The following is an 18,279-nucleotide window of genomic DNA, read 5'->3' on the forward strand; positions in this document are numbered from 1 at the left end:
GGCATCTCACTCCTCGAGCAGGTGGCGTGCTCGGAGCACCGCGTCGAGCGCGATCTCGACGTCGTCGACCTGGTCGCGGGTCGACTCGCCGGGCGCAGCGACGTCGACCGCCGCCGGCCCTGCCAGCCGCTCCTGACGCAGCCGCTGTCGCAGGCTCGCCAGCAGCTCGTCGCGCTCCGCCCCACGCAGATGAAGCAGCGTGGACGCGTCGCGATCGACGATCCAGCAGAGCTGGTGCAGCACCGCGAGCGAGTGGCCGCACACCGCGTGCCAGTGCCCGCAGGTGCAGGTCACCGCGAGCTCCTCCCCATAGGGAACCAGCTCGACCCCGGCCTCCTCGGCGTGCTCGGCCACGTCCAGCGGCAGCTCGCCGGCCAGCAGCGCCTCGGCCCGCGCGGACGCGGCGCCGAGGACCTCCAAGAGCGCGGCGACGGACTCTGCGCCCAGCACCGGCACCATGCCGGTCACGGTCCACAGTCCGCGCTCGTCGTCGACCGCGGCGGCAAACCGGCCGGGCTCGACGACCAGGCCACCGATCCGCCCCGAGCGGGCGAGCGACCGAGCACCGGAGAGCTGGTTGTCGTCGTACGCCAGCTCCTCGATCGCCCGCAGGAACGCCCGGCCCCACCACGACTCGACCCGCACCATCCCGCGCCGGTGCGGCTCACGGGCGAAGGTCAGGACCTTGCTCATGACGCGATCCGGCGACGTCTTCGGCGCTTCTGGGGACCGAGCTTGACCAGCTCACGGAGCTCGGCGTTGGACAGCTCGGTGAAGGCCGCCTCGCCACCTCCGAGGACCGCGTCGGCGAGGACCCGTTTGCGCTGGAGCAGCTCCGCGACGCGCTCCTCGACGGTGCCTTGGGTGATGAGCCGGTGCACCTGGACCGTGCGCGTCTGGCCGATGCGGTGAGCCCGGTCGGTGGCCTGGTCCTCGACCGCGGGGTTCCACCAGCGGTCGACGTGGATCACGTGGTCGGCGCGGGTCAGGTTGAGCCCGACCCCGCCGGCCTTGAGCGAGAGCAGGAAGACCGGCACCTCGCCGTCCTGGAAGCGCGAGACCATCCGCGAACGCTCCGCCACCGGAGTGCCGCCGTGCAGGAACTGGTGGGCCACACCGGCGGAGGCCCAGTGGGCCTCGAGGAGACGGGCCATCGCGACGTACTGCGTGAAGATCAGGACCGCTCCCTCCTCGGCGAGCACGGTCGAGACCAGCTCGTCGAGGAGGTCGATCTTCTGCGACCGCCCCGCGATCCGCCCGCCTTCCTGCTTCAAGAACTGAGCCGGGTGGTTGCAGATCTGCTTGAGCCCGGTGAGCAGGCTGAGCACGAGCCCGCGACGCTGCGGGTCATCGGCGTCGAGCCGCTCGATCCGCGCCATCGCGTCGCGCACGTAGGCCTCGTAGAGCACCGTCTGCTCCCGCGTCAGCGACAGCAGGTGATCCGTCTCGGTCTTGGGCGGGAGCTCGGGAGCGACCCCGGGGTCCGACTTGCGGCGGCGCAGCATGAAGGGTCCGACCAGCGAGGCGAACTCCTTCGCCTTCCCGACATCGGCACCGGCCTCGATCTGGCTCGCCCAGGCGCGGCGGAAGGCCAGCCGACTCCCCAGCAGACCTGGCACGCACCAGTCGAGCAGCGCCCACAGCTCGGTCAGGTTGTTCTCCACCGGAGTTCCGGTCAGCGCGACCCGGGCGTGCGACGGGATCTCGCGGAGCGCCTTCGCGGTCGCGGAGGCAGCGTTCTTCACGTGCTGCGCCTCATCGGCGACGACGAGCCCCCAGGACACCGCCGAGAGCAGCTCGGTGTCGCGCCGCATCGTGCCGTACGTCGTCAGCACCACCCCGCTCGCACCCTCGACGTCGCGCTCGGCGCCATGGTGGCGGCGCACCTCCACCTCGGGAGCGAACCGGGCGAGCTCGGCCTCCCAGTTGCCCAGCAGGCTCGCCGGGCAGACCACCAGGGTCGGCCCCGAATTCTCCTTCTGACGGTGGAGGTGGAGCGCGATCGTCATCAGGGTCTTCCCGAGCCCCATGTCGTCGGCCAGACAGCCACCGAGCCCGAGCGAGGTGATCCCGGCCAACCAGGTCAGCCCCTCGACCTGGTAGCCACGCATGGTGGCCTGCAGCTCGGCCGGCACGTCGACAGCAGGCCCCGAGGTCGCCGCGATCACCTCGTCGCGAAGGCGCGCGATCGAGGCCCCGATGATCACCTGCTCGCCCGGTGCCGCCTCGGCGACCTCCTTCGGCACCTGACCGGTCAGGGCGACGGCCAGCGCCTCCCCGCCGCTGATCCGCTTGAGCAGCCGCTTGCGCGCACGTCGGAGAACCGAAGGATGGACGACCGCCCATGCCCCTCTCAGGCGCAGCACCGGACCCGCGGCCGCGGCCAGGGAGTCCATCTCGGCGGCATCGAGCGGCTCGCCGCCGAGTGCCAGCTGCCACTGGAAGGCGAAGAGGCCCTTCTCCCCGAGCGGCGACTCGCGCATCAGGTCCTCGCGCGCGTCGGTCGATGAGGAGGCCACCCGGTCCACCGCCACCGACGTCGTCAGGTCCCGTGACAGCGAGCGCGGCCAGAGCACATCGACACCGCGCTCCTTGAGCCACTCGACCCCGTCCTCGAGCAGGCCGACGACCTCATCGCTGGCCAGGGTCAGGGACGAGGGCACCGGCAGGTCGAGCAGCCTGTCGAGCACGGGCCACGCCTCCGCGGCGCCGCGGAGAGCGACCTGCGCATGCGTACGCGCCCGGGGGCCGAACCCGTGGTCGTCGGCCTCGTCCCACAGCCGAGCGGCATCGGCCACGTGCAGCGGGTCGGCCTCGTCGTGCACCTGCGGCACCAACGTCAGCGACCCGATGAGCAGGTCCTCCTCCGGCGCCTCGACCCGGAACGAGAGCCGCACCAACGACGGCAACGAGGCCGTCACCGGCCCCTCGTCGGTCCGATAGCGCGACAACCGGGTCTGCAGCGACTCCCGGAACGCATTCGACCCGGACGCCTTCGGCGCCGAGGTCGGTACCGCGTCCGCGACCGCGGCCACGATCTCTCGCACCAGCAGCTCGGCCGCCTCGTCGTCCAGATCCTCGTAGGCGCGCGACGAGGCCAGCAGCCGCACCCGCTCCTCGTCCTCCGGTGTGTAGCGGACCGCCCACGAACCATCGGCCGGCTCCAGCTGCCCCGCCGCCACGAACCTGAGCCCGAGATGGGCCGCCGACGCGACCAGAGCGACCGAGGGATGCAGGTCAGCGGCTGCGTACGCCTTCTTCAGGACCGGCAGCGCGGCCCGCATCGGCAACGACACCGACCGCCGGGAGTCCACGAACTCCACGGCCGAGTCCCGCGGCGGCTGCGCCGGGCGGAAGACCGCGCGACCGGTGACGGGTACGAAGGACATGGACTCGACCGTAGCCGCCACCACGGACAACACCACTCATGCCGAAACCGAAGCGATGATCAGAAATCGCGCGGTGAACCCAGGATCAGTGCATCAGGGTCATTCGCCGAGTGCGGTGCGCAGGGTGGTCACCATCAGCTCGATGGCCTCTTTGGCCGCTGGCACCGGGCCGGTGTGGGTGAAGTAGTGGTCGACGCCCTCGAAGACGCGGTGGGTGACCGTGACGCCCGCGGCGTCCAGGGCCTTGGCGTAGGCGTCGCCCTCGTCGCGCAGGCGGTCGTTCTCCGCGGTGATGACCAGGGCGGGAGGGAGTCCGGCGAGGTCGTCGGCCAGTCCCGGCGAGACGAGGGGATCCGCGCGGTCGACCGGATCGGGGACGTACGCGTCGGTGAAGATCCGCATGAGCTGAGGGCTGAGCAGCGGCTTGTCGATGAGGGACTGCTTGGTGGCAGGGTCGGCGACCTGGTCGAGCGGGGCAGAGTCGATGATCTGGAGGCGGGGCGTGAACGTGCCGCGATCCCGGGCCAGGCGGCAGACCGCGGCGGTCAGGTTGGCGCCGGCGCTGTGTCCGCCCACGGCGAGCCGTGAACCGTCCCAGTCGTTCGCCGGCCCGTTGTCGGCGATCCAGGCGGTGACGTCGTATGCCTGGGTGACGGGTACGGGGTATGGCCTCTGCGGTGCGACGGCGTAATCCACATTGATCACGACACAGTCGGCCGTAGCGGCGATGTAGCGGCAGATGTGGTCGTCCTGCTCCGGGCGGCCAACCACGAAACCGCCCCCGTGGAAGTTGACGTACACGGGCGCGAGCGCCGCGGTCGTGGCCGGGGCCGGCGGGCGGTAGACGGTGCACGTGACCGGTCCGGCACCGGTCTCCACCCGCAGGGCTTCAGTGCGCTTCGGGACGTCGGCGAAGCGCAGGTCCTTGTGTACGCGCGCCATGACGCGACCGAGCAGCAGCTGGATGCCTCTGGCCTGGATTCTTGAGCTGAAGGGCATGACGTCGCCTCGTGTCTACGAAGTACAAATAACAGGAATCCTGATAATGAACCATCCTGCCCTACCGCACAAGGCTCTGGCGCTCGGGCGTTTCTCATCCTCGAGGATGAGGTAGTCGCTCCCCAAGGTTGAGGTGCACCATGCCGGAGCCCTGCCACGGTGGCTGACATGACCAAGACCCCCCACCCGCCCGCCGCTCTCCCGCCCGGACAGCGGCAGATCGACTTCTTCCCACGCTTCGGCCGACGTACCGACCAGCCCCCACCGACCGTGTCCGCACATCCGACAGTCGTCTTCGGCGGCGCGCTCACGACGCCGATCGAGATCGCCGTGGACGAGCTCGTCGGTGCGGATCGTCGCGAGCTCCACGCCGACTTCCACTGCGTCGCCGGCTGGTCGGTGACCGGCCTCGTCTGGGAAGGCGCCGCCTTCGCCAGCGTCTATCAGCGGTACGTCGCACCGGCCCTCGTACCGGGCACGGTCGTGACGCACGTCCTCGTCCGCGGCCTCGACGGCGAACACTTCGTGGCCGAGCTGGAGGATCTCCTGGCCGAGGACGTCCTGCTCGCCGATCGGCTCGGTGGCCGGCCGCTCGACGGCGATCACGGCGCCCCGCTGCGTCTGGTCAACCCGGCGCAGTACGGGTACGCCAACATCAAGCACGTGTGCCGCATCGACGTGCTCACCAGCGCGCCACGGCCGGGCTCACCGGCGCTCGTCGACCGGCTGCTGCAGTCCCATCCGCGGGCGCGGGTCTGGGAGGAGGAGCGCCACGGCACGGTGCCCGGATGGCTGATCCGCCCGGTCTACCGAGCGATCAAGACCGTCATGCTCGCCTCCGCTCGCCGGCGCTCGCCGCGGCGAGAACGCGGGTGAGCCAGGTCACTAGTCAAAAGTAAATAATGGCTAGGGGACCTATCAACCCACACGTAGGCTGTCAACCCGTGACAGACATTTCTGCCAAGCCTGAGAAGGCGCCCGACGACCACCTCGACAAGAGCGTGCTCATCGTCGCAGGCGTCGTCGTACTCGGATCGATCATGTCGATCCTCGACATCACCGTTGTCTCCGTCGCACTGGAGACCTTCCAGCGCGAGTTCGACGCCACCTCTGCCGAGGTCGCCTGGACGATGACCGGCTACACCCTCGCCCTGGCGACGGTGATCCCGCTGACCGGTTGGGCCGCCGACCGGTTCGGCACCAAACGCCTCTACATGACCGCGATCGTGCTCTTCGCGCTCGGCTCGGCGCTCTGCGCGCTGGCCACGACGCTGCCGATGCTGGTGGGCTTCCGCGTACTCCAGGGCCTCGGCGGCGGCATGCTGATGCCGCTCGGCATGACGATCCTGACCCGCGCCGCCGGCCCCGAGCGGGTCGGTCGCGTAATGGCGATCCTGGGCGTACCCATGCTTCTCGGCCCGATCCTCGGCCCCATCATCGGTGGCGCGCTGATCGACTCGGCCTCGTGGCACTGGATCTTCCTGATCAACATCCCGATCGGCGTCGTCGCCCTGGTGTACGCCTGGCGGGCGCTGCCCAAGGACCACGTCGAGCCGTCGCAGTCCTTCGACTTCCTCGGCATGGTGCTGCTGTCTCCGGGTCTGGCACTGTTCCTCTACGGCGTCTCCTCGATCCCCGAGGCCGGCACGCTGCTGGACACCAAGGTCCTCTCGTTCATGGTCGTGGGTCTGGTGCTCATCGCCGCGTTCATCCCGTGGGCGCTGTCATCCCGTAACGATCACCCGCTGATCGACGTACGCCTCTTCGGCAACAAGGAGCTCACCGTCGCGGTGATCACCCTGTCGATCTTCGCGATGGCGTTCTTCGGCGCCTCGCTGCTCTTCCCGCTCTACTACCAGCAGGTACGCGGCGAGGACGCCCTCCACGCCGGCCTGCTGCTGGCTCCGCAGGGTCTGGGCGCGATGGTCACGATGCCGATCGCCGGCATGCTCGCGGACCGCACCGGTCCGGGCAAGATCGTCCTCAGCGGTCTCACCACGATCGCGGTGGGCATGTTCATGTTCTCGCGGCTCGACGAGGCCACGCCGTACTGGTACCTCCTCCTGTCGCTGTTCATCATGGGCCTCGGCATGGGCGCGACGATGATGCCGACCTTCGCCGCCGCCCAGGCGACGCTGCGCGAGCACACCATCGCCCGAGGTACGACTCTGGTGAACATCGTCCAGCAGGTCGCTGCCTCCGCCGGCACCGCGCTCTTCTCGGTGCTGCTCACGAACGCCCTGGCCGGCAAGGAGTCGATCTCCGCCGCGGACGACCTCGCCGACAAGCTCGGTGTCCCGACCGGCGGTCTGGAGAAGTTCATGGCCGACCCGGCCAACCAGCAGCAGGTCGGTGAGGCTGCCGCTTCGCTGGGTCTCGACCCCGCCAAGCTGCCCGAGGTCTTCCAGGCCATCCCGGCCGAGATGGCCGAGGCGTTCTCGACCACCTTCGTGATCGCCGCGATCCTGGTGCTGGTCACGCTCATCCCCGCGTGGTTCCTGCCCAAGAGCAAGGCCGAGCACGGAGCCGCCGCTCCGACGGTCCTCCACTGATCCGCTCATTCATGCGGGGCCGGGCTGCCACTGGCGGCCCGGCCTTCGCTGCTCTTGTCGGCCTGTTCGCCCTGGCAGGCTGCGGCTCCCCCTCGGTCTCACTCCCACCGACCAAGGGCGTCCTCGACTATCAGCTCGGCGCTCCTGCCGATCGGCTGACCGACGGCACGCCTCTCGACGTGGTCGTACGCGATGCCACCGCCGCCCCGCTCGAGAACGCCTACAACGTCTGCTACGTCAACGGCTTCCAGACCCAGCCCGGCGCCGACTGGTCCGATCGCCCGTCCGCGCTCCTGCGCGACGCCTCCGGCGATCCCGTACGCGACCCCGACTGGCCCGACGAGATCATCCTCGACCCCTCCACCGCCTCTGCTCGCGCCTCGATCCTCGAAGTCGTCGGCCCAGTCATCGAGGGCTGCGCGGACGACGGCTTCGACGCCGTCGAGATCGACAACCTCGACACCTGGACGCGCTTCGACGCGATCTCGAAGGACGGCGCCCTAGCCCTGGCCTCGGCATATGTCACGGCCGCCCACAACCTAGGTCTGGCGATCGCCCAGAAGAACGCCGCCGAAGCCGCCCGAGTCGCCCACGACGACCTCGGCTTCGACTTCGCCGTCGTCGTCGTCGAGGAGTGTGGCGCGTACGCCGAGTGTGCCGCCTACACCGACGTCTACGGCTCGCGCGTGCTCCAGATCGAATACCCCGACTCGCTAGCCGAAACCGACCTCACGTTCGCCGGCGTCTGCGCCGACCCCGCTCGCGCACCGCTCACCCTCCTCCGCGACCGCGACCTCGTCGCGCAGTCCGACGATGCTTACGTCCAACAGGCCTGCTGACGAATCAGGTTGAGAGACGTGGCCGCACGACTCTCGGAGATGCTCCCTCAGATTGTGACGTTGAACGTCCCCGACCAGCCCTTACAAGCCCGCACCTGATCCGGGATCACTAGTCCTCAGTCAGGCTCACGAGTTGCGCGCTCATGATCTTGCGTGTGTCGCCCGTGAGGTCGCTGCCGTCTGCCCGCTCCATCCAGACGGTAACCAAGTAGCCGTCCTGTTGGTCGTTGTCGGAGACCCCGTCCTCGTGGGTTGGTGTCCAGGTGTACGTGCGCTCGATCTGGACGTTCGGTTTCTTCCCGGTGAACCAATAACGGAAACCACCGGATGGCTGGTTGTCGACACTCGCAACGTCGAGGCTGTAACCCTTCTCGCTTCCCGCTTCTGCGCACGCGGCACGTTTCTCGGCGAACGAGTCCAGTTGGGCGTCCGCAGCGTCTCGCGTCGCCTTCCAAACTCCGATGGCGACCGTCTCTTCGTGGCCATCAACCACCCGAGTCCACGCACGGAACCTGCTCGCAGGAACTTCGTCGAGTAGCCCGGATTCCATGTCACAGGGTGGCCCCGGGCTCGGGTCGAAGTCTGATATCGGAGTGAGTTTGTCGTCGATCTCGCTGGCATCGATCAACTGGGGCTCATGATCCGTGTTTGAACATCCAACGTGGAACACGACGACTATGGCTGCGATCCCAGTAGCCACGCGACCTCGCCGCATCAGAATTGCTCCTCTTCGTCCAGCGCTATTCGGTACTCGGCGCCGAGGCCAAACGAGTTCGACCCTTAGGGCTTCAACGCTGCAGCAGGTGCCATCGCATAGCTCTCCGCGACCTTGACAGCTTGCTCACTCGCCGGTTCACGGATGCGATCCCACTGAGGCCCTTCGTACGCAATTACGACCTTGACCACCCCTTCCGCACCGGCGGGGAGCAGATCAATGGCAGTCGCAGAGCCGGAATCACGTGGGGCAAGACTACCGACACAACCCGATCCCGATTTATCGAAGTCGGTCGACCATCGCTCGAGGTCTGAGCACTCCGACTCCGCAAGATCTTCCGTGGCCTGACGTTGCTCCTCTGGCCGTGCAGCCTCGTCGCGCGAACGGAACGTTGGACTAGTCAGTGTCACTGAGATGGTCACTGGCTCTTCCTGGATGACGCCCTTCATCGAACAGGACGCCCTTGCTGACACCCTGTCGACGTCATGGCTCTCATCCCGTTGAGAAAGGTGGAGGTCATCCACCAACGACTCAGGCAAGATGGCGCAAGGCGTGGCCGTGAACGCAGCGGGACGGACCAGAGTTGGCTCTGACCGGCACGCGATCGCACCGCATCCGACCGCCCCGACGACCGCAGCCGCGAGCATCGAGCGCAAAACTGCTCGTGTACCGCAGTCTGACATTCTCAGCATCAGTAGCTCTCCAACTTGTGCTTGGCTTCGTTAAGACTGGCGGAGTGATCAGACCGCATGGTCGACAGCTCGGTGTCGAGCTTTCGACCCCAGTCGTTGTCCTGTAGCCACCTGGCATAGATATCTGCCTGACCCGGCGTCAGATTGCTGAGATTCGTGGAGGGTCCGATCTTCTCGCCGTTCTCGTCGGGCGGAGGGAACGCGTCAGGAGGCAAGTTATGCCAGTACGCATCTCTGACGAGGCTCTCCACCGTCTCCGAGGAGGAGTCGTAAAGGTTGGCGGCCTCGCGGTTCGTTGCACCAGTGTGGTCTTGGTGGAGACCCTCTTTTACCTGGCCCAGGGCCTGGTCCAGCAGGAATCCGCTACCCGGGACCTTGCCCACCGATGTCTCCCCAAGGATTGCTCCGACGACACCGACGCCGAGGTCAACCCGTTTGTTGTGTGCTCCGTCGGCTTCGACCTGCCCCATGTAGATCTCGGTGCTGGCGCCGAAATCGATCGCCCCCAGAGCCGCATAATTGGCCTTCACCTCAGGCGTGATGTCGTCACGGAGCTTGCCGGGATCATCGATGCCGTGAAGTTCGCGCGTGACCTGGTCGGTCATCCAGAGATTGCTCCCGGCACGCAGTTGGTTCGCCGCGTCGGGGTCCTTGCCGAGTTCAGCGAGCCAGAAGCGCGCAGCTTGATCGGGGCTGTCGAACCGTGCGTTGTCGAACAGATAGTCCTTGGTTGCGTCACCGACACCGGTGTCGGTGCCGAAAGCGGTATGCATCGAGCCCATGTACTTGCTGGTGATGCCGGCAAACTCCTCCCGCAACTCGGCGGGGACGTAATTGGTGCTGGAGAACTTCGAGTCCGCGTCGGCGTAGCGGTCGTAGCTGCTGTTGACGAGGTCTTCGACGATGCGGACGGACCGCTCGTCAGCGCCGTCGCCAATGGTGGCGGCTTCGAGCGCGCCGCCGAGACTGTCAATGCCGGTGAGTGGTGAGTTGTGGCTGGGGTGCTCCCCGTCAGGAATCCAGCGATTCTCGTCTTCTCGTTCATAGAGGAGGTAGTCGAGGTTGGTGCCCTTGCCGTCCTTGTCGGTGGCCGAGTCGGAGAAGAACTGACGCGAGGCCTCCGGGTTGTCCTCCAGGCCGCGCAGCAGGCCGGTAATCGGGTCGCGTCCGAGGGTGTCCTTGGGGCCCCAGCCGTCGGTGTAGTCCAAGCGCGCGGTGCTGCCGAAACCTCCGGACCGCCACGGACCGTCGCGATCTTCCTCCCAGTCCCAGTTCCGCTCGTAATCGAGCATCGCCTCACCCGTTGAGGACAGGAACTCCGGGTCGTACGCCTTCCCCTCCGAGAGCAGGGGGGCGAGTGCTTGGAAGCCGCGGATGGTGGCGCCGTCGCCGAGCTCGATCTCCTTCTTGCCCGCGGTCAGAAGGTCTTGCTGCCAGTCATCGGAGACATGGCTCAGGCTGCCCGGGTCGTGGTTGCCGATATTGTGGGTGCCTGCAGCCAGGGTCGCGCCGAGTCCCTGCTGCAGGTCACGCATGGCGGTCGCGTACGCCTCGTCGCCCTCGCCATCACCTTCGAGGGCTGCCCGTGCGTTGAGTTCGAGCAGGCCCTTCGGGCCGACCTCGTTGAGGAAGCCGGTCGAGACCTCCGAGTCCTCTCCGTAGGCCTCCAGCAGGGTGGTGAAGTCTTCGATCTGGTCGGTCTCGATCCCGTCGGTGTCGTTGCGGATATCGTTGCCGCGCTCGCCGATCGCATGCCCGAGAGCGGCCTGCTGCTCCGGGGTGAGAGCGTTGACATAGCCGTCGTACGTCTTCGGATTGGCCACCATCTTCTGCACGATCTCCTCATCGGAGAGGCCGCGGAGCTCGGGCGGAAGTCCGGCCTGCTGGATAGAGCCGGTGCCGCCGTCGAACTGGTTCTTGGTTGCCGAGGTCAACACGGCGGTCAGGTCCGCGTCCGCACCTTCTGCCTTCTGCAACGCATCGAGGAGATCACGTTGGAACTCCTCGACCTGACGTTTGATCGACTCGACCTCCTCCTTGGAGACGTCCTCATCGGTCTCGGGCGGTGGGGAGGTCGCTACCGTCGCACTGGTCGCCACCTCGACCTTGTAGCCCTTGCCTGTGATCGCCTCGTAGGCCGACTTCGCGGCCGCCTTCGCCGACTTCACCTGTGGCGCGACCTGGTCCAGGATGTTGATGACCTCCGCGACTGGGGCAGCCATGTCGTTGAGGCCCTCGGTCAGCTTGTCATGGCGCATCCTCGCGGCCTCCGCAGAGAGACCCTCCCACGTCCCGGGGGGTTTACCAGCGTCCATCTCGTCTTGCTGGTCAACGAGCTTCTTACGAACCGCCGCGTTCAGCTCTTCAGCAGCAGCCTCCAGGTCACCGGGCTTCCAGGACTGCAGTTGCTCGTACGTGATCGCCATCAGAGCGGCCCACCCATCCGCCGCGCCATGTGAGCCGGCGTGTTGTGCCCGAACGCGTTCGTCTGTGCCGATCCCTGACGGGCGATGGTGTCGTCTGTCTCCACGATCCGGTTGGCATCATCCAGGGTGCGGTCGTGGTGACCGTGGGCAGCCTTGACCCACTTGTCCTGATCACCCTTCCACTCGCCCTTGAGCCCGTTGGCAGCCCCGGGAGAGGCTCCGCCGGTCATGGCGCCAACGATCTTCGCCAACGGCGAACCGAAGTCGATCTTCGCCACCTGATCAGCGGCCGACTTGATAGACCTAGCCGATCTCCCCACATCGGATCTGATGATCTGTACGTTCATGCGGCACCCCCGAGAGTTTTCGCGTGTGTTCTCATGAGACTCTTACCCCGAACTCGGCGCCTTAAACACGCTAATTCGCAAGACCTCCCGCGCCGCACACTCGTGCAGGTGCCCTCAGCGTTTATCGCCGGAGTCGTTGCCCTGCGGAGCGTTCGGGGCCCAGCCGCGGGATGCGTTGGGATCCAGGACGTCGCTGGCGGTCTCGGTCCAATCGTCGGTGTAGTCGGCTTCCCACTCTTGGTTCTGGTTGCCGTTCTGGTCCCGCTTCTTGGCACCGCGGCCACCGGCTGCACCGGCTCCGGCGCGGCCGCCAGCACCGCCCCGGCCGGCGCCACGCCCGCCGGCACCAGTGCCGCGCGCGCCGGCTCCTGCGCCACGCGCACCAGCACCACGAGCACCTGCACCAGCACCACCAGCTCCCGCGCGGGCACCGGCGGTGCTGGCCCTGGCGGCTGCGGACCGGGTAGCGGCTGACCTCGACGCCGCACCAGCAGTTGCTGCCTTCGCGGAAGCTCCGGCGCCAAACTTGCTGGCGATCGCCTTGGCGACTCCGGCGCCTAGCAGGGCGCCGCCAGCGCCCACAGCAAGCGCAGTGGCACCGCCCGCGCCGCCACTCAGCGGAGCCAAGCCATCGGCCGTCTCGACCATCGCGTACGACGTTGCCGGGGCCGGCGAACCGTCAGCACTGATCCACTGGCCGTTCTCGTTGTCCCACTCCGGGACGTTCTCGGCCTGGTGCTGCTTGATGCTCTCGTTCTCGGCCTCGATCTTCTCCCAGCCCCAACCATCGGGGTAGGTGGCGTTGGCGTTGATCGTCGCCTTCCGAGCCTGTGCTGCCGCGATGGCGCTGTAGGAGCCCGGGATCGAGGTCGGGGAACCCGACGGGCGCTCCTGTCGGGAGTCTTCGGGGTCGACAAGCGCACGAACCTTCGGGTCCGCGTCGATCACGGCGGCATCTACCGCCTGCACCTTCGCGGCCGCCTTACGCTCAGCCTCGGCGATCGCCGCCTCACGCGCAGCGTAGTCCGCTCGGGCATCCGCCAGCGCCGCCTCGTTCTTCTCGGCCTGTAGCTTTCCGACTTGCTTCGCGTCCGTCGGGAACTCTGCCGCGCTTACGCTCGGATGCGAGGCCGGAAGGGAGCTGTCGATCTCCGCCTTGGCAATCATCGCTTCGTGGATCCGGTTCCGCACGACGGCGAGCGCATCCTCCGCATCCCGGATCTTGTCTCGCTTCTCGTGCGCAAACTTCGAAGAGTCGACCATGCTGCTCTTGATCGCGGCCCCAGACGCCGACGTCTCCGAGAACCCGTCGCTCGCCTTGTTCGCGTTGTTGCCCATGGCGTCGCCTGCGTTGCTGAACGCCCGCCGACCACCGTCCCAGCCTTCGGTCATCGCCACGATCGCGTCAGGGTTAGCTCCCCGGACGTAGTCATCGAGCCGAAGCGCCCAGAAACCCTTGACAGACACGAACCCTCCCGGAATCGATAGGGGACCCGGTCGACCCCACCTGAGTAAAGTACACAGCATCGCGCCGGGACTAACCAGAGTCGTGTCACAGTTTTGCTCTACCCTCGACCCATGACGACCTCTCGGCCCTTCGCGCTCGCGACCCTAGCCCTCGCGGTGACCTTGACGGTGTCGGCATGTTCATCCAACGAGAAGCCGACGGCAGACCCGACTAACGCGTCAGAAACTCCGTCCCCGGTCGCTGAGTCCAGCGCTGCAACTGTTCCCTCGGGCTGGCAGACCGTGGACCTCGACGGTGTGGCCGAGATATCCATTCCCCCCGACTGGACCATCAAATCCACGGGCGATGCCTTGGACACCCTGCGAGCGCCGAAAGACGCGGTGGGGTTCCCGCCGGGATCGGCCACGGTCGGGGTCGGGAACCTCGCCGGAGGCGATCAAAAAGAGCAACTGGAGTGGATGGCCAACCGTCAACTCAAGACGAACTATGCGGGATACACCAATCTCAGACGACTTCCCGACGAGGCCATCAACGGCACCACCTTCTACAGGCTGCAACTCGAGAACTCGGGCGATTGGTACGACGTGTACGGCACCGTTACCCCGGACGGCGAGCACAGCATCGTGTTCGAATGGAAGTTCCTCAAGACTCTTGACCGCAAGGAGGCGGAAGCGGTCTGGAGTCCCGTGATGCCGACATTCAAGATGCTCTGAGGCCGCGCCTGGCTATGCAGGTCAGATGGGAAGGTTACGCGCCTTCGCGAGGGTGTCCTTGTTGAGGAGCACCAGCGGGTTGCTCATGATCCTGGTGGCTTCCACGAACTTTTGAATCACCACGGCAGCGGCTTCCGCCTCGGCGTCGGCCCCCTCCAACTCCGTAATCGCGGCACCGATGCCTTCGTCCATCCTGGTGAGTGCAGTCTCGGACTCGGTCAACGCCGTGCGGATGGCCTGATGCCCCTCCTTGACCAGGCTGAACAGGTACTTCCCGTCGGCCGAGTCGCCGAACATCCCCGCAGCCGGAGCCGTCAGCGCCTCCCGCGCCGCTTGGACGTTGTTCTTCTCGGCCTCAAGGTCCTTCCGCACCTGACCGAGCGCGAGGTAGTCGACTCCGACCTCGTGTCCGTTGTCACCCATGGTCCGCCCTCCCGAGGCTTCCGTACGCACCCCATGCGGGTGCCTCAGTAGGAGTAGTACACCACGGCTCACAGCGCGACGGGCAGGGATGCGTAGCCCCGGAGGATGCGGGTGGGGCGGCGTACGGGGTCGCCTGTGACGTGCAGGCCAGGGAAGCGCTCGTACAGCAGGCGGAGGCCCACGCGGGTCTCGAGGCGGGCGAGGCTGGCGCCTAGGCAGAAGTGGGCGCCGGCGGAGAAGGAGAGGTGCTGGTCGGCGTTGCGGCGGGTGATGTCGTACGTGTCCGGGTCATCGAACACCGACGGGTCGCGGTTGGCGCCGCCGAGGACGACAGCGACAGCAGTACCTCTGGTGACCTCCACGCCACCGACGCGAGTCGCCGCATAGGCCTCGCGGACGGTGGCCATGACGGGCGGGTCCCAGCGCAGGGTCTCCTCGACGACACCGTCGACGCGAGATGGATCGTCGAGGAGAAGAGCACGCTGGGACGGATGGGCGTCCAAGGCCGCGACCGCGTTGCCGAGCAGGTTGACGGTGGTCTCGAAGCCGGCCGCCAGGAGCAGGAGACCGAGGGCGTGGAGCTCGATGTCGTCGAGGTCACCGGCGATCACCAGGGCGCTGAGGAGGTCGTCGCCGGGGTCGGAGCGGAGGCGGCGTACGTGGTCCTCGAACCAGTGGTGCAGGGACCTCATCGCGGTCTCGACCTGGGCGTAGTCCCGCCACGACAACCCCGGATCGAGGATGGCGGCGGCCTGGTCGCCCCAACGGAGGATGTCGGCACGGTCCGCGGCGGGCACGCCCAACAGCTCAGCGATCACGGCGATCGGGAGCTTCGCGGCGTACTCGTCGATGAGGTCGACCGGCCCCTCGCGCGGGTCGATCTCGTCGAGCAGGTCGCCGGCGACCGCGGTGACCATCTCGGCCATCGAGCTGATCCGGCGGGCGGTGAACGCCTTCGAGACGTGCTTGCGGTATCGGGTGTGCAGCGGTGGGTCGACGGCGAGCATCGACGGCGGGTCGACCGGACCCAGGGCGTCGGGCGCGCTCACCTTGCCGAGCAGCCACCGCAGCGGCACGGGCAGCTCGCCCTGACCGTCACCGACGCCGAAGTCGCTGCTGCGCAGGATCTCGTTGGCGGCGGCGTACGACACCGTTCCGGCCATGAACGGGTTGATGTGGATCGGGCCGCGCGCTCGCAGACGGTCGTAGTCCGGCACGTCCCGCGACCACATCAGCTCGGCGAGCGGGTCGCCGCGCCGGGACGCGAAGCTCAGCACCGCACGGTTGATGCCCTGGGACAGAGCCCACCGGGCGTACGACCGAGCCCCATCGATCGGTGACAGCTCAGGCCGAGGCATCGGCCAGCTCCTCGCGGAACTCGTGGGTGCCGATCCGGCCCATCAGCGGGGCCAGGTCGGCCAGCAGGTCGGCGAAGGTCGCCTCGTACTCCTCCTGCGACAGCGTCGGGTCGAGCTGCGCCTGGAACCGGATCCGCCACCGGTGCCGGAGGGCCTGAGCCAGACGCTCCGGGGTGCCGAAGGCGTCGGCATAGGCCGGTGACCACGGCAGCCGGCACGCGAAGCCGGATCGCAGCTCCGCCTCCGCCTCGTTCAGCAGCCGGTAGCGCTCATGGGTCTGGTTCCACGTCATGGTCCTCACCGTCTCCGTCATCGTCGCGATGGTTCGACGCTACGGATCGGCCACACCTCGGCACATCGGCCGCTGGCAGGCACCTGCGTTCCTACCGTGGTAGGAGAGCGGCCGCCTGCCGTGGTCGGATGCGACGCGAGTCACGCGTTTCTAGACTGAACGGCATGAGTGTCCAGGACTCGGCCCGCGATGTGCGTGACTTCCTGGAACGGCGCTGCCGCAGCAAGGGCCTCGACATCCCTTGGTGGGCGCCGCTGCTGTCGGCCTTCGGCCTCGTCGCGATGGTCACCGTGGCGGTGCTCCAGCGCGAGGTCGCCGCCGACATGGTCGTCGCGGGCCTGGTCATCGTCGTCCCATCGCTGAGCATCTTCTTCATCCCGAACACGGGCGAGTGGCTCAAGAACAACATGTGGGCCGTCGACCTCGTGCCCACCCTGGCCGGGTCGGCCTGGCTGATGTCGCAGCCCGCCTCCGCCTTCTGGCCACAGCACGACTTCGCGCCGGCGGTGCTGGTCCCGCTGACTCTCGAGATGGTCGTCCGTGAAGGCTTCCGGACCGGGACTCTCTATGCGATCGCCTCGGCCGTGGTGATGGGGGTCTTCGCCTCCGACACACCCAGCGGCATCGGAGTGCACTACCTGTTGCTCTTCGTCGGCTGGATCCTCGGGCTGCTGATCCTCGCCCAGATGCGGGCGCTGCGGGCCGAACGGCAGGCGCGGTCGCAGGAGCACGCGCGTGCGACCGAGGCCGAGCGCATCCGGATCGCCCGCGAGATCCACGACCTGGTGGGGCACTCGCTCTCGATCACCCTGCTGCACCTGACCGCGGCGCGGCGCTCCGTCGCCGAGGGCGACGAGCCGGACGAGGCGGTGTCCGCGCTCACCGAGGCGGAGGCCGTCGGGCGCCGGGCGATGGCCGAGATCCGGCGTACGATCGGGGCGCTCTCCACCACCGGGGCCGGCACCGCGCCGCTCCCCGGCGCCGCGGACGTGGTCCGGCTCGTGGAGGAGGGCCGCAGCGCGGGCCAGGCGATCTCGTTCTCGTCCTCCGGCGACCTCTCCCGCATCGACGCCGGGGTCGGGCTGGGCATCTACCGGATCCTGCAGGAGTCGCTCGCCAACGCCATTCGGCACGCTCCCGGCGCACCGGTCTCGGTCTCGTTGGCGGTCGCCGACGGCGTACGTCTCTCCGTGCAGAACCCGCTCGTCGGCACCCGGCGCGGGGTCGGCGAGGGGACTGGGCTGGCCGGAATGGCGGCCCGCGCCGAGCAGCTCCGCGGCCGGTTGTCGGCGGGCGCCGAGGAGTCGATATGGAAGGTTGACCTGGTGATCCCGTCGCACTGTCTCGTACGCAAGGCCCTCGCATGACGGCCGTCAACCCCGCCGCCAGCAACACAGCCACGCCGATCCGGGTGATCGTGGTCGACGACCAGGAGCTCGTACGCAGCGGCCTGCGCCGCATCCTGCGGCGGCGTGACGGGCTGGAGATCGTCGCCGAGTGCGGCGACGGCTCGGAGGTGGTCGCGGCCCTCGAGGCCAACCCGGCCGATGTCGTGGTCATGGATCTCCGGATGCGGCAGGTCGACGGGATCACCGCCACCGGCCTGGTGCGGGCGCTGCCGTCGGCGCCGCCGGTACTGGTGCTGACCACGTTCGACGAGGACGAGCTCGTCTCCGGCGCCCTCCGAGCCGGCGCCGCCGGCTTCATCCTCAAGGACTCGCCCGCCGAGGAGCTGGTCATGGCCGTACGCTCCGTCGCACTCGGCGACGCCTGGCTCGACCCCGCCATCACCGGCCGTGTCCTGGCCACCTACCGCTCAGCCGTCGCACCGGCGTCGAGCGCCGTCGAGGTCTCCGAGCTCACCGACCGCGAGCTCGAGGTCCTCCGCGGCCTCGCCTCCGGCTGGACCAACTCCGAGATCGCCGAACGGCTCGTCATCTCCGAGCTCACCGTCAAGTCCCACATCGGCCGCATCTTCGCCAAGCTCGACCTCCGCGACCGCGCCGCCGCCATCGTCTTCGCGTACGACCACGGCATCGTCCGGCCGTCCACCTGAAATGCAGCGA

16 protein-coding genes are annotated in these 18,279 nt (G+C 67.9%); 6 read left to right on the top strand and 10 right to left on the bottom strand.

The features are described from left to right. Positions 1 to 6 precede the first annotated feature (6 nt). The 3 genes from ACIO3S_RS27150 to ACIO3S_RS27160 all read right to left on the bottom strand — a co-directional run bounded on the left by ACIO3S_RS27150 (position 7) and on the right by ACIO3S_RS27160 (position 4,388). Positions 7 to 693, bottom strand: coding sequence for a hypothetical protein (locus ACIO3S_RS27150; RefSeq protein WP_400469311.1), 687 nt, complete (start codon positions 691 to 693; stop codon positions 7 to 9). Then, on the bottom strand, positions 690 to 3,389 hold the full coding sequence (locus tag ACIO3S_RS27155) for a DEAD/DEAH box helicase (protein ID WP_400469314.1): 2,700 nt from the start codon (positions 3,387 to 3,389) through the stop codon (positions 690 to 692). Before ACIO3S_RS27155 ends, ACIO3S_RS27150 begins: the two co-directional genes overlap by 4 nt. Before the next feature lie 99 nt (positions 3,390 to 3,488). Then, a complete protein-coding gene (locus tag ACIO3S_RS27160; protein WP_400469317.1) occupies positions 3,489 to 4,388 on the bottom strand; it encodes an alpha/beta hydrolase in 900 nt (299 codons plus the stop codon). Positions 4,389 to 4,556: 168 nt separating this feature from the next. Between ACIO3S_RS27160 and ACIO3S_RS27165 the strand changes: the two genes are divergently transcribed. The 3 genes from ACIO3S_RS27165 to ACIO3S_RS27175 all read left to right on the top strand — a co-directional run bounded on the left by ACIO3S_RS27165 (position 4,557) and on the right by ACIO3S_RS27175 (position 7,779). Next, positions 4,557 to 5,264, top strand: a complete 708-nt coding sequence (locus ACIO3S_RS27165) for a molybdopterin-dependent oxidoreductase (RefSeq protein ID WP_400469319.1) — start codon at positions 4,557 to 4,559, stop codon at positions 5,262 to 5,264. Positions 5,265 to 5,332: 68 nt separating this feature from the next. Beyond that, the gene (locus tag ACIO3S_RS27170; protein WP_400469322.1) at positions 5,333 to 6,940 is read left to right on the top strand and encodes a DHA2 family efflux MFS transporter permease subunit; all 1,608 of its coding nucleotides are present in this window, start codon (positions 5,333 to 5,335) and stop codon (positions 6,938 to 6,940) included. Between the two features lie 11 nt (positions 6,941 to 6,951). Beyond that, a complete protein-coding gene (locus ACIO3S_RS27175; protein ID WP_400469325.1) occupies positions 6,952 to 7,779 on the top strand; it encodes an endo alpha-1,4 polygalactosaminidase in 828 nt (275 codons plus the stop codon). Between the two features lie 109 nt (positions 7,780 to 7,888). Here the strand turns inward: ACIO3S_RS27175 and ACIO3S_RS27180 are convergent, their stop codons facing one another. The 4 genes from ACIO3S_RS27180 to ACIO3S_RS27195 form a co-directional block, all read right to left on the bottom strand. Next, complete coding sequence (locus ACIO3S_RS27180) at positions 7,889 to 8,407, bottom strand: hypothetical protein (protein ID WP_400469328.1); 519 nt, start codon at positions 8,405 to 8,407, stop codon at positions 7,889 to 7,891. Between the two features lie 778 nt (positions 8,408 to 9,185). Beyond that, the gene (locus ACIO3S_RS27185) at positions 9,186 to 11,612 is read right to left on the bottom strand and encodes a hypothetical protein (protein WP_400469331.1); all 2,427 of its coding nucleotides are present in this window, start codon (positions 11,610 to 11,612) and stop codon (positions 9,186 to 9,188) included. Next, complete coding sequence (locus ACIO3S_RS27190; RefSeq protein ID WP_400469334.1) at positions 11,612 to 11,890, bottom strand: hypothetical protein; 279 nt, start codon at positions 11,888 to 11,890, stop codon at positions 11,612 to 11,614. The genes ACIO3S_RS27185 and ACIO3S_RS27190 overlap by 1 nt, the downstream gene beginning before the upstream one ends. Before the next feature lie 183 nt (positions 11,891 to 12,073). Further along, the gene (locus ACIO3S_RS27195) at positions 12,074 to 13,426 is read right to left on the bottom strand and encodes a hypothetical protein (protein WP_400469337.1); all 1,353 of its coding nucleotides are present in this window, start codon (positions 13,424 to 13,426) and stop codon (positions 12,074 to 12,076) included. A gap of 111 nt (positions 13,427 to 13,537) precedes the next feature. Here ACIO3S_RS27195 and ACIO3S_RS27200 point away from each other — a divergent pair, with 111 nt between their 5' ends. Next, entirely contained in the window at positions 13,538 to 14,140 is a 603-nt protein-coding gene (locus tag ACIO3S_RS27200; RefSeq protein WP_400469340.1) for a hypothetical protein, read from the top strand. A gap of 21 nt (positions 14,141 to 14,161) precedes the next feature. On the opposite strand, the gene ACIO3S_RS27205 is transcribed toward ACIO3S_RS27200, so the two are convergent. The 3 genes from ACIO3S_RS27205 to ACIO3S_RS27215 all read right to left on the bottom strand — a co-directional run bounded on the left by ACIO3S_RS27205 (position 14,162) and on the right by ACIO3S_RS27215 (position 16,213). Further along, positions 14,162 to 14,563: a hypothetical protein gene (locus ACIO3S_RS27205; RefSeq protein ID WP_400469343.1), complete on the bottom strand. Its 402-nt coding sequence runs from the start codon at positions 14,561 to 14,563 to the stop codon at positions 14,162 to 14,164. A gap of 68 nt (positions 14,564 to 14,631) precedes the next feature. Beyond that, positions 14,632 to 15,921, bottom strand: a complete 1,290-nt coding sequence (locus ACIO3S_RS27210; protein ID WP_400469346.1) for a cytochrome P450 — start codon at positions 15,919 to 15,921, stop codon at positions 14,632 to 14,634. After that, on the bottom strand, positions 15,908 to 16,213 hold the full coding sequence (locus ACIO3S_RS27215) for a hypothetical protein (protein ID WP_400469349.1): 306 nt from the start codon (positions 16,211 to 16,213) through the stop codon (positions 15,908 to 15,910). The genes ACIO3S_RS27210 and ACIO3S_RS27215 overlap by 14 nt, the downstream gene beginning before the upstream one ends. Positions 16,214 to 16,377: 164 nt before the next feature. On the opposite strand from ACIO3S_RS27215, the gene ACIO3S_RS27220 reads away from it, so the two are divergent. Together ACIO3S_RS27220 and ACIO3S_RS27225 are read left to right on the top strand one after the other, a co-directional pair. After that, complete coding sequence (locus ACIO3S_RS27220) at positions 16,378 to 17,580, top strand: sensor histidine kinase (RefSeq protein WP_400469352.1); 1,203 nt, start codon at positions 16,378 to 16,380, stop codon at positions 17,578 to 17,580. After that, on the top strand, positions 17,577 to 18,269 hold the full coding sequence (locus ACIO3S_RS27225) for a response regulator (RefSeq protein WP_400469355.1): 693 nt from the start codon (positions 17,577 to 17,579) through the stop codon (positions 18,267 to 18,269). The genes ACIO3S_RS27220 and ACIO3S_RS27225 overlap by 4 nt, the downstream gene beginning before the upstream one ends. Positions 18,270 to 18,279: the final 10 nt, after the last annotated feature.

The organism is Nocardioides sp. NPDC087217 (assembly GCF_044744805.1).
Classification (GTDB): Bacteria; Actinomycetota; Actinomycetes; order Propionibacteriales; family Nocardioidaceae; genus Nocardioides.